14 protein-coding genes, 1 pseudogene and 1 riboswitch are annotated in these 11,098 nt (G+C 37.0%); of the genes and pseudogenes, 4 read left to right on the top strand and 11 right to left on the bottom strand.

Features of this window, described 5'->3' with window-relative positions; translation table 11 throughout:
* Positions 1-229: 229 nt before the first annotated feature.
* Positions 230-457, bottom strand: a complete 228-nt coding sequence (locus JCM19034_RS14390) for a hypothetical protein (protein ID WP_062050803.1) — start codon at positions 455-457, stop codon at positions 230-232.
* A 156-nt stretch (positions 458-613) separates the two neighbouring features.
* On the opposite strand from JCM19034_RS14390, the gene JCM19034_RS23365 reads away from it, so the two are divergent.
* Both JCM19034_RS23365 and pdaB read left to right on the top strand, forming a co-directional pair.
* Entirely contained in the window at positions 614-787 is a 174-nt protein-coding gene (locus JCM19034_RS23365) for a hypothetical protein (protein ID WP_231686969.1), read from the top strand.
* Between the two features lie 14 nt (positions 788-801).
* Positions 802-1,371, top strand: coding sequence for a polysaccharide deacetylase family sporulation protein PdaB (gene pdaB, locus JCM19034_RS14385; RefSeq protein WP_370622043.1), 570 nt, complete (start codon positions 802-804; stop codon positions 1,369-1,371).
* A gap of 84 nt (positions 1,372-1,455) precedes the next feature.
* Here the strand turns inward: pdaB and JCM19034_RS14380 are convergent, their stop codons facing one another.
* Positions 1,456-2,049, bottom strand: coding sequence for a KinB-signaling pathway activation protein (locus tag JCM19034_RS14380; protein ID WP_062050802.1), 594 nt, complete (start codon positions 2,047-2,049; stop codon positions 1,456-1,458).
* Positions 2,050-2,196: 147 nt separating this feature from the next.
* On the opposite strand from JCM19034_RS14380, the gene JCM19034_RS23360 reads away from it, so the two are divergent.
* Together JCM19034_RS23360 and gerD are read left to right on the top strand one after the other, a co-directional pair.
* Positions 2,197-2,436: a hypothetical protein gene (locus JCM19034_RS23360; RefSeq protein WP_231686968.1), complete on the top strand. Its 240-nt coding sequence runs from the start codon at positions 2,197-2,199 to the stop codon at positions 2,434-2,436.
* Positions 2,433-2,831, top strand: a complete 399-nt coding sequence (gene gerD / locus JCM19034_RS23355; RefSeq protein WP_231686967.1) for a spore germination lipoprotein GerD — start codon at positions 2,433-2,435, stop codon at positions 2,829-2,831. The genes JCM19034_RS23360 and gerD overlap by 4 nt, the downstream gene beginning before the upstream one ends.
* Positions 2,832-2,950: 119 nt before the next feature.
* Here gerD and JCM19034_RS14370 read toward each other — a convergent pair whose 3' ends face one another.
* The 9 genes and pseudogenes from JCM19034_RS14370 to JCM19034_RS14330 all read right to left on the bottom strand — a co-directional run bounded on the left by JCM19034_RS14370 (position 2,951) and on the right by JCM19034_RS14330 (position 11,095).
* Complete coding sequence (locus JCM19034_RS14370) at positions 2,951-4,003, bottom strand: Mrp/NBP35 family ATP-binding protein (RefSeq protein WP_231686966.1); 1,053 nt, start codon at positions 4,001-4,003, stop codon at positions 2,951-2,953.
* A gap of 80 nt (positions 4,004-4,083) precedes the next feature.
* Positions 4,084-4,797, bottom strand: a complete 714-nt coding sequence (cwlD, locus tag JCM19034_RS14365; RefSeq protein WP_062050808.1) for an N-acetylmuramoyl-L-alanine amidase CwlD — start codon at positions 4,795-4,797, stop codon at positions 4,084-4,086.
* Between the two features lie 113 nt (positions 4,798-4,910).
* Positions 4,911-5,351: a YbaK family protein gene (locus tag JCM19034_RS14360; RefSeq protein WP_062050800.1), complete on the bottom strand. Its 441-nt coding sequence runs from the start codon at positions 5,349-5,351 to the stop codon at positions 4,911-4,913.
* A 283-nt stretch (positions 5,352-5,634) separates the two neighbouring features.
* Positions 5,635-5,892, bottom strand: a complete 258-nt coding sequence (locus JCM19034_RS14355; protein ID WP_062050798.1) for a hypothetical protein — start codon at positions 5,890-5,892, stop codon at positions 5,635-5,637.
* Positions 5,893-5,993: 101 nt separating this feature from the next.
* Positions 5,994-6,080: riboswitch (cyclic di-GMP riboswitch) on the bottom strand.
* 113 nt (positions 6,081-6,193) lie between these two features.
* Positions 6,194-8,065: an ABC transporter permease gene (locus tag JCM19034_RS14350; protein ID WP_062050796.1), complete on the bottom strand. Its 1,872-nt coding sequence runs from the start codon at positions 8,063-8,065 to the stop codon at positions 6,194-6,196.
* Positions 8,066-8,154: 89 nt separating this feature from the next.
* Positions 8,155-8,918: pseudogene (locus tag JCM19034_RS14345) on the bottom strand (ABC transporter ATP-binding protein).
* A gap of 75 nt (positions 8,919-8,993) precedes the next feature.
* Positions 8,994-9,821: a sensor histidine kinase gene (locus JCM19034_RS14340; RefSeq protein ID WP_231686965.1), complete on the bottom strand. Its 828-nt coding sequence runs from the start codon at positions 9,819-9,821 to the stop codon at positions 8,994-8,996.
* Positions 9,822-9,998: 177 nt separating this feature from the next.
* Positions 9,999-10,703, bottom strand: coding sequence for a response regulator transcription factor (locus JCM19034_RS14335; RefSeq protein ID WP_062050793.1), 705 nt, complete (start codon positions 10,701-10,703; stop codon positions 9,999-10,001).
* 17 nt (positions 10,704-10,720) lie between these two features.
* A complete protein-coding gene (locus JCM19034_RS14330; protein ID WP_231686964.1) occupies positions 10,721-11,095 on the bottom strand; it encodes an AraC family transcriptional regulator in 375 nt (124 codons plus the stop codon).
* Between the last annotated feature and the right edge of the window lie 3 nt (positions 11,096-11,098).

Genomic DNA, 11,098 nt, shown 5'->3' with positions numbered 1-11,098 from the left:
TCGTTGTTTGAAACAACAATTCTCTCTTTTTCGCTTGGCTTTTGTTCAGTTTTCAAAGTGCTATCTTAACGACTTAAGTAATATAACACGATCAAACTTTCTTGTCAAATTAAATTTCAATAATATTTCAATGAGAAATTTACAAGAATTTAATAAAGATGATGTTGATCGGTTGGAATAATAATTTATCATGATAGCAACAAAGAGTCAATACTTTTTCAAAAAAATATTATTGCAAGTTCTTTCGGTTTTTTCTCAATATATATTTTAATGTTTCGTTAGGAGGAACAAAACGTTTATAAATATTAAAAATAACTTGATACTTTTCCTCCATCGCAATTTTTACTACGTCATCAATTCGCGGATCAGATAAATCTAATAAGATCTCTTCCATCTCTCTCTTAAGCATATACTCTACTTCCTGTAACTCCTGCTCGTTAAACATAAACCCTAACACACGACCACCTCGACTATTGTATCAACAACATAATTTATAATTACTGTAAAAAATGAATCTCCTTAAATTCTTTTCTATTCTTCACAATTTTATTCATATCTTGTCCAGTTTCAAAATAGATTGTTGATAACGAACCACATTGAGGGGGCATAGAAAGTGAATATTTACTGGATTGTGAACGCAAAAAAAATAAAACATATCATGTTAATTGTACTCGTCGCTTTTTTTACGGCAAGCTTATTATTTGTCGAACGTAATCAAATTAGTGTTTTCTCAACGTCGGACGGCCCTCAAGCCTTTTATAAAGCAGAAATAGATAAAAAGAAGTAGCATTAACATTTAATATTAGCTGGGGAGAAGAGCAGTTAATCCCAATCCTTGATGTACTAGACGATAAAAAAATAGAACGTGCTAACTTTTTTATTTCTGCTTCGTGGGCAGAACGCTATCCTGACCTTGTCGAAGAAATAAACAAACGCGGGTATAGTATTGGTAGTCATGGTTATCGTTATATAGATTATGTCGGATCGGAACAAGATAAAGTTAGAAACGATATAAATAAAAGTACGGCTGTCATTGAGGAATTAATAGGAGAACGACCAACGTTGCTACGTCCACCTAACGGAAGCTTTAATAAAGAAATTTTAACAATAGCTGACCGGGCTGGATATAGCATCGTCCATTGGAGCGTTCAATCAAATGATTACCAAAACCCGGGTGCCGACGCTATTATTGATGCGGTTGTGCCGAATACGGAGCCAGGAGATGTCATTTTATTTCACGCGTCGGATTCTGTTAAACAGACTCATGAAGCATTGCCAATTATTATTGATCAATTAAAAGAAAAGGGATTTTCATTTACAACGGTGGAAGAATTAATAGCGAATGCAGAAACAACCAATGAAGAGATATAAAAAATATGGGTGCTGTGGATCGACCTTCTCGATCCACAAATCGTCAAAGAGGGGATTCCGCTAATATCGGAATCCCCTCTATTTTTAATTGGATTGCTGGTTAGCAAGTCGATGTAAGATCAATACTTGATACGTATTTGCTACTAGCAACGGTGTTAAGTATAGCCATAGCCATTTAGGATCATTCACGGTTAATGCTGGCACCCATTCAATTGTTGTTACAACAACCATAAAGAATAATGCTGGAACAAAGGCCCCTTGGTTCGTATCTTTTGCCTTTAAATAAGCCACTATTAAACTATAGGCTAACAATAAAAGCGGCATCACCATATACCCAATGATCATTTGCCCTTCCTCAGCAAAAGCAATGTACCTGAAATAAATTAGATCAAAAATAACAAAAGCGATCAAAATTAGCTGAACAGCATTCCAGAGCTTATGTGACTTAAAGAGCCCCAAACCAAATCGGTGGACCGTTAAATAAGCAAAGAAGCCCATCTGGCTAATTAGCGTAAATGCCGCACTGATCCCTAATAACCAGATCAAACCAAAGACTAGATTTAAAAACGAGTCGGCAATATACATTTCAAAATCTAAAATAAAACCAACAATTGCTCCACTGACACTTCCAATAAGTAATGTAGTAAAAAACAGAAAGACGACTTTACGACTATTCACAAGTTAATCCTCCAACTTTAGAGTTATGCTGACATGATTGTATCAAATCTAATTGTAAAAATGCTAGCTGTTCCCACGTGAGAATGAATAAAATTCGTCAAAATATCTCAAATTAATGACAAAATGACAGAAAGGAGCAAATCAGATATGACGTTTCGTACCTTCATCCTAATCATTGGTCTCCTTTTCACGTTTCTTACTAGCTGTGCCGCTGCCGAGAATGCTAACCAGCCTCCAGATTACGAAAGCATGAAAAAAATGATGGTTGATATGTTAAAAACAGATGAAGGAAAAGAAGCAATCCAAGAAATACTAGCTGATGAAGAAGTCCGTAAAGAACTTGTCTTAGAAGATACATTTATTAAAGACACGATTCAAAAACATTGACCTCTAAAGATGGGCAAACTTTCTGGACTGAGGCGATTAAAGACCCCGAATTTGCCAAAACATACTCAGAAACAATGCAAGCTGAAAACGAAAAAATGATCAAAACATTAATGAAAGACCCGCAATACCAAACGATGCTAATTGAAGTATTACAAGATCCTGAAATGGAGACGGCTCTTCTTGAATTAATGAAAGCAAAGGAATATAGACAACAAATGATGACGGTTATTTCTGATGCGTTTGAAAGTCCTTATTTTGTTGCTCGAATAAATGAAATATTAATGGGCATTGCAGAAGAACAGCTCGATAAGCTTGTAGAAAAACAAGAGGGACAGCAAAAAGAAGAACAAGGTGGTGGCGGTGAAGAAAGTGAAGGTCAAGGCGGAGGCGGTTAAGCCTCTTAGAAGGAATTTCTGGCCACTCTCCCTTTACTGCAGAATTTGTTTGTAACTCATAATAAAATCGAGTATAAAACTATTGCAATTTTATACTCGATTTCTTTTATCTAACCATTTTATTGTGTTTTTTCAATTACCTTTTTGGCAATCTCCATATAAATGTCACCAATTTGATGTCCTTCATCATATACCGATGGAGCAAAAACATCCTCACGTATATCAGGCTGACCTAATGGAATTCGTCCTAGTAAGTCAGTTTTCAATTCTTCAACAAGCCGATCACCGCCACCTTGTCCAAATACATACTCTTTTTCACCAGTTAACTTACTTTCAAAATAAGACATATTTTCAACGACACCGAGAATTTCATGGTGCGTCTTAATCGCCATTGCCCCTGCCCTTGCCGCAACAAAAGCTGCTGTAGCATGTGGCGTTGAAACAATAATTTCCTTTGAATGTGGCAGCATCGTATGTATATCAAGTGCGACATCACCAGTACCAGGAGGTAAGTCGAGAATTAAATAATCTAACTCTCCCCACTCAACCTCTGTAAAAAATTGATTGAGCATTTTACCGAGCATAGGCCCGCGCCAAATAACAGGAGCATTTCCTTCCACAAAAAAGCCCATTGAAATTACTTTGACACCAAATCGATCCACTGGAATAATACGCTCATTAACAACTTGTGGTCGCTCTTCAATACCCATCATATCTGGAACGCTAAATCCATAGATGTCTGCATCAATGATACCAACCTTTTTTCCAAGTCGAGCAAGCGAAACGGCTAGGTTGACTGATACAGTCGATTTTCCTACTCCACCCTTTCCACTTGTTACAGCGATAAATGTCGTTTTGTTGTTTTCATCCAATAAGCTACTCCCACTACCCGGCTGTGGTATTCCGCCAAGCGTTTGAATTTCTTCCTCTGCTAGCTCTTCAAACCGAAGTCCTACCGATTCTATCCCTTTTCCTTTTAAAGTTTGAACAATTTCTTGCTGGATTTCCATTTGTTCAGGTGTACCCGTTTTAGCTAACGCTACCTTTAAGCTAACGTGATCAACGTTTATTTTGATTTCACGTATACCATTCGTCTCAACAATGCTTTTATTTAAGTCCCGATCAATAATCGGTTTAAGCCAATCCTTTATTTGTTCCTCATTAAAAGCCAAATGTGACACCATCCCTTTATTCATTATATAAACAGTATAACATAAGCATGAAAAGGGCTTCATCTATACGAATCGACAAATTACAAAGGTGGCTCCTCGTTTGTATAAGTACGTAATAATCCTTGATAGATAGATGCTGCTATTTTCTGCTGATATTCCTCCTTGTTCAGCTGTTCTGATTCAAATGGATTGGACAAAAACCCAGCTTCAACCAAGACTCCTGGAATCGTTGCTTCCTTAATAACATAAACATTATGAATGGGCTTTGCTTGTCGCGTCGTATTCTCCAGATTACGACGGATCTCGTCTTGGACAAATTTAGCCATCTCCTCATTTTCAGGTATCGCACGATTATAAAAAACTTGTGCACCACTCCATTTAGGAGAAGGAATTGCATTTAAGTGAATACTAATAAATAAATCAGCGTCAGATTCGTTTATGATTTCAACTCTTCTTTTTAAATCTTGTATTTTGCGATTGCGGATCTTTTGAGTGTCCGCATCGGCAAGGTCTCGATCTTCTTCCCGAGTCATCAACACTAGTGCCCCTGCTTCCTGTAAGTAATCGCGTAGCTGTTCACTAATCGCCAATGTAATATCCTTCTCCAATACACCTTCCTGAGACACCGCTCCTCCATCTATGCCGCCATGACCTGGATCTATAATAATTACCTTTCCTGACAAAGGTAATGTCCATGTTCCCCACGAATCATTACTAACAAATTGATATTGAATAACGCTTAATAAACATACGATACCAATAGCAAATAAAACACCTTTTAACCATTTCTTAATCGTCACTTTAATCCCTCCTCGTCCCCTTATACTTATATATATTGGGACTAGGACAAGAATATGAAGTGATTTTAAGAAAATAAAGCGGGATGCCTATTGTATGAACAAATTTCCTAATGGAGTCTCATCCGATGACGTCTCTCACCTTCCCTAAAGCCTTTTATCCACCAGTTATTCACGAAAGCATCTGTAGCTACTTTTAAGGAATCTAAGACGTAATCCGATTCCGTAAACCACCCTTGCAGCATATAGAAAACCATTTGTGTAATATCTGTTAATTCTTCATCACAACGTTTCCTTACTTCTGTCTCACTCTCACCATAATAGCCAAATTTCGCATATTCAGCTCCTAATAAATACGCATCAATAGCCATATCCATACATGGATCAAGTAAGAACGGATGCGATAATACATAAGCTGGAAAAATAGACTCAAAATGAAACTGCACATCCGCTTTTAACTCTTTCAACGACAAGCTTTTTAACACACCTCGTTCAAATTTCCATTGCTTTTCCCTTCTTTTATCCGCTAATGTTGTTACAACGGTACTCACCAATATCCTCTCCTCATCTATGTGTTTTCCTTAGTATGAGGAGACAACCAACACCACATGCTGAACAATCGTTAACGGATTTGGATTTAATTACAAAAGAAAAAGCATCGCTTATTCTTTTAAGCCCTGAGTAGCATAGCCGTTACACGCTTTTTGTTTCATGAAAGTGAACTTCTTTCATGAACATAACGTAACGTGCGATGCGGGCTTTCTAACATTCGAACTAAAACAAATAATGCCCCAAAAAGTTAATATCACCTTTTGGAGCATTCTTACTCTATATTCATTTTTTATAAATTAACAATTCAAGCTCTTCGCGATGCTTTCTTGCTTCTTCCTCTAATTTAGCTTTTTTCCTTTTGTTAATTTCTTCTTTTATGTATACCATTTCTGTCTTAATATCAGATGCCTTTTCAAATTCAAACGCATTTCGAGCAAATTTCAAATCGGCCAATAGATCATTATAACGGGAAATGAGTTCTTCCACTGACCATTCGGCTAAATTCAATATTTTCTTTAAATTCGGTTCAACTTTATACATATTGCATCCCCTCTCTAGACTTTTTCCTGTGCGTCAAACAAATCCTTTGATCCATAAAAAAGTGGATATCCAAGAACACGGATATCCACTCATATCAGTCCCTCGGCAACCCGGCTACCATTGTGGTTTTACACTTTAGGCCCGTGGCTTTGCGTCCTTATTTTTCAATAAGTTTGCTATTATCGTGAACAATATTTAGTATTTCTATATCAATTGTACCAATTTTCTACAAATGATTCAAAGTATTTTTTTGAATTTTAGACAATTTTTTCATGTTTTGTAGGTCATTAATCATGAGCCGTCAGCTTTCGTACATAACTTCTTTCATTAATTTTTGCCTAGCTAACAAGTAATAGCTCGTCTGTAATAGTAAGTAAAAAGCTGCCACAATCGCATAATTTGTCGTTATTAATGGGTTTTCGAAAATTCCTCCGGCATCCTTTGCGAATATTATGATATAACTATAAGCAATTAGTAATCCAGAAACAGGTGCTAGGAAAAATAACACTCGGAGCTCTTTTGAAATAACTTTCCGTACCTCTTTTTTTGTAATGCCGATCTTATATAACTTTCGAAATGTCATTCGTTCCTGTTCAATATTCGCGAAAACATTTAAATACAATAGCATAAACGTGGCGACAAAAAACAATGCTCCTAAAAAGCTTGATATAAAAAAGAGCAAGCCACCTGCTGTTCGATTTAAATGAAATTCTTCAATTTTCGCATTTGGCTCCAATAGCTGATCTTCTGAAACATAATGAAGATATGATAATAACGGATCATTTATCCCATTTTCATTTTGTGTCAAAAACCGTTTCTTCAGCTGATCATATCCTTCTTTTGATTCCTTCCAATTAGAGAGATTTAAAAAATGGAAATATGATCGATATACATCAAACTCCTTCATTGCTTCAAAGTCATCTTGATGGACGATCATGAATTGGCCGTAATATAGGGGACTATGATCGAATACGTCGTCAACTAGTTCTCCCCTTAACGTTAAAGTTAGCTCCTCATCATCTTGTGAAAAAGTAAACTCACTTTCACTAAGAGCTCTATCATCCTTAAACTGTGGATCCATGTTTTCAAAGAATATTACATTTCCCTTTTCAACGTGAAGCTGTTCCGAATAAATTTGATTAAACTGCTCAACAGATAGAAAGCTATAGCGAAGATAATCGTCCCAAAGTGGATCAAGTTCAAAAAGGTCAATAATCTCTAAAGTATAGTGCTCCTCGATCGTAAATAGTCGCTTAAGCTCCTCGTCTGTTACCGTATTTTTTGTAGCTGTTTCTGGAAATGAGACATCATAGATGAATCGCTCGTCAGCCAACTGCTCTGCAGAGGAGTAAAAGTATAGTAGCATCGACGTATAAAAAATCGTCACCATTGCCATCGTAATAATGAGCATAAAGATGCCCTTTAATTGTTTAAATTTATAATTAACATTCGCCAAAAACAAAATGTGCTTATAATAATAGGATTCTTTTCTTTTCGTCAGTTGAAGCAAAACGCTCCCTAACTGCGATAAACTTATGTACAGTCCGATCAACAATCCAATCGTCCCAACTAAAAGGATTGCACCGTCATTGATATTATAATCTACTTCCGAAAACAACACGTATTGAAAAGCGATCGACCCGATTACGAGTAATAAACCAACGATTCCAAGCAATGGGCTGCGAATGTTATTTTGTTCTGAGATGCGATCTCCTTTTAATGTTTCAACGATTTGATGGTATCTAGTCGTAACCAACGACTTCCCTACTGCACCAGAGAAAACTAGCAGGAAAATTCCAACTGTGGCTACAAGCATCATCCAATTAAGCTCAAAAGCTACATCAGTTAGGTCGAGCAAATTCATTAGTATAAGAAAAAACAAGCGCGAGCTAACACTCCCCGAAATAAGACCAACTACTAATGATAAAAGAGCGATAGCCCCATTTTCTATAAGCAACAGTTTGTTAATATCCTTATCAGTCATCCCTAGCATCATAAAGAGACCGATTTCCTTTTTCCTTCTCTTTATAAATACGGAATGGGCGTAACTTATAAAAAAAACGGTAAACACAACTAACGCTACCGACGGAATAATTAAAACGTCAGAAAGAGCTTCTCCTCCCAATTCCTGCGAATGATTGATCGCTTTATTATAATAAATAGTGGAAAACATAAAGAATACCATCACAACAAAGCTATTGCAGATGAAATAAAAAAGATACTTTTCTTTGGTTCACCTTGGCCATTTTCCAAACAAGCTCATTAAATGTCATGGCTTCTTCCCCCTAAAACAGCAAGGTTATCCATGATTTGATCTAAGAACTGTTTCCTACTTCCCTTTTTCGTTAGCTGAGAATGAATTCGTCCATCTTTAATAAAAATTACTTTCTGGCAATAGCTGGCTGCAAACACATCGTGCGTAACAATTAAAATCGTCGTTTGCAACGTCTTAATAATCTCTTCAAAGCATTCTAATATCGCTGTTGATGATTTAGAATCTAAATTACCCGTTGGTTCATCAGCAAATAGAATCTCAGGATTATTTACTAACGCCCGACTAACTGCAGTCCTTTGCTGCTGCCTCCTGATACATGGTACGGGTATTTATCCGCTAATTGACGTATATCAAATAGTTCCATTAATTGATCCGCTTTTTTGTTCATATAGGCGGCAGGTCTCTTCTCAAGAATCATCGGTACCATAATGTTTTCTTTTATCGTTAGACTATCAAGCAAATTAAACTCCTGAAATACAAAGCCTAGCTGCTTCCGCCTAAATAGTGCAAGCTGCTCCCTTGGCATTGTGCTTATTTCATCTCCAGCGATTGTAATCGTGCCGGCGGACGGTTGATCAATGCCACTTAACAGATTTAACAATGTTGTTTTACCACTTCCCGACGGTCCCATAATTGCCACGAATTCACCCTTTTTAATAGAAAGACTAATACCATCAAGTGCCGTCGTCGCTCCCTTTTGTTGATGATCACCATAAATCTTCACTAAACGTTCAGTATGTACAACCTCCATCTTTGCTTCGCCCTCCTTTCTTTCTACTTTAATGGACACAGCATGCTAGCAACCATCGCTTAAACTAAAAATACCTTACGTTTTTGTAAGGTATTCAATCGTTACGTTCGTTCCTTTTCCTACCTCGGATTGGACAGAGAGTGCATGTCCTAATCTATCAGCAACCTTTTTACATAAATAAAGCCCAATCCCAGACGAATTACGAAGCTCTCGCCCATTCTCTCCTGTGAAAAAAGGGTCAAATATACGCTCTAAATCATAAGATGGGATACCTACACCACGGTCTTTAATCGACACTAGTGTACGATGATTCCTTAATTCAATAGTTATCGTCATTTGTTTTCCTAGACCACTTGAATATTTAATCGCATTTGAAATGATTTGATCAAGCATCAGCTTGTTCCACTTTTTATCAGTAAGTACAGCTACCTTCTCCTGCTGACTATTAATAACAGGATACACTTGATTATAAATAAATTCTGTCTTCCGTTCATTAATGACCTCACGTAATAATGCGACAAGGTCGAGTGCTTGAATAGTAAGATCATTTTCAAAGCGTTCCATCCTAACCATCGTTAAACCTTGCTCGATACGCGTATGTAGCCGTTTGTTCTCCTGCTTCAGCTTCTCGATAGTGTCCGCATCTCCTCCACCTTCTGTTTGCCGATCTAAAATGAGTTCCATTACAGAAACAGGTGTTTTCAAATGGTGAATCCAATGTGATAAAAACGTCATCCCTTCTTTATGCTGCTCCACTAAAGAACGATTAGTCGCATTCGATTGCTGATTTATCTTGTCTAGCAAATGCTTGAATAAAGCCTGCTCTTTAGACATTGGACGGAGCTCGGCAAATTGTTCTTCCAATAAAAGATGAAGTCGTTTATTAAAATGATAATAACGCATTCCATCAATCAGTAAATAAATAGCAAGAAAAAAAGCACCAATATAGATTGGATAAAGGAATTCCGTATGTACAGGGGCATTTAAATAAAAAAATAAAAATCACACATAGAAGACTAAAACAGTAAATAACCATAAAAAGAATACGGTCTTTGATGTAGTTCGCTATGATCCGCTGTCTCATAACCCTACACCTAGTTCATCGTATTGAAACATATACCCTACGCCTCGCTTACTCTTGATCACCGTTTCAGGTAATCCAACTTCTATTAGCTTCTGCTTAATTCTCGTCATATTGACTGTCAATGTATTATCATCAACAAAGGCTATATCGTCCCAGACGACTTCAATAAGCTCCTCCCTTGCTACAAACGCACCTCTATTTTCCATCAATATTTTTATCAGCTTATATTCATTTTTACTAAGCTCAACGATATGCTCTTGATAGCTCATCGTTAGTTTTTGACTGTCGATTTTTATATTGCCTATAGCAGAAATGCTTGTATCCTTATTTGCATATTCCCCGTACACTCGGCGTATCGTCGCTTTTACTTTTGATAGTAAAATATCGAACGTAAAAGGCTTTGTTATGTAATCATCTGCTCCATACTCAATTGCCATTACTTGATCGACCTCATCACTTCTTGCAGATATCATCACTATCGGAACATTCGAATGCTTCCGAAGGCTATGGCATAAGAAATATCCATCATAGTAAGGTAAATTAATATCTAGTAGCACGAGATCGGGCTTAATTGAAATAAAATCCTCTACCACGGTTTTAAAATCGGTTTGGACTGAAACGTCATACGTTTCCTTCTCAAGCACTTCTTTCATAAGCGATCGTAGTTGGTGATCATCTTCTATAATCAATACTTTGTACAATGAAATCCCCTCCCACCCTAGCTCTTTTGTTTTCGATACGCTAACGGAGTCATGCCCGTTTGCTTTTTAAAAAGGACATTGAAATTTGCTGGATATGGGAAGCCAACAAGCTCAGCAACTCTACCAATTGGCATATTCGTTTCACGCAATAGCCGCTTTGCCTCCCGTATACGAATAGCCTGTACATAGTCTTTAAATGTAAAACCCGTTAGCATTTTAAAGCTTCTACTTAAATAGGACGGGCTTATATAAAAGCTTTTCGCTATTTTGTCTAACGTCACATGCTCATCATAATGCTCTTTTATATAGCTTGCGATTTCCGTTATTTTTTGTTGTAAAGGGTGAGGTGAAATCATAGGTTTTCGACTTACTTCACGATCAAAGCGGATCATTTG

This window comes from Bacillus sp. JCM 19034 (genome assembly GCF_001310635.1).
In the GTDB taxonomy this organism is placed as follows: Bacteria; Bacillota; Bacilli; order Bacillales; family Bacillaceae_D; genus Halalkalibacter.
Note: the sequence above shows the minus strand (reverse complement) of the source record. Positions and strands in the feature narration are given on the sequence as shown.

Bases quoted from the DNA above. Each gene is read 5' to 3' on its own strand.
- JCM19034_RS23360 (WP_231686968.1), top strand. From the start codon at position 2,197: ATGACGTTTCGTACCTTCATCCTAATCATTGGTCTCCTTTTCACGTTT.
- JCM19034_RS14330 (WP_231686964.1), bottom strand. From the start codon at position 11,095: ATGATCCGCTTTGATCGTGAAGTAAGTCGAAAACCTATGATTTCACCT.
- JCM19034_RS14350 (WP_062050796.1), bottom strand. From the start codon at position 8,065: ATGTTTTCCACTATTTATTATAATAAAGCGATCAATCATTCGCAGGAA.
- JCM19034_RS14355 (WP_062050798.1), bottom strand. From the start codon at position 5,892: ATGTATAAAGTTGAACCGAATTTAAAGAAAATATTGAATTTAGCCGAA.
- JCM19034_RS14340 (WP_231686965.1), bottom strand. From the start codon at position 9,821: ATGCGTTATTATCATTTTAATAAACGACTTCATCTTTTATTGGAAGAA.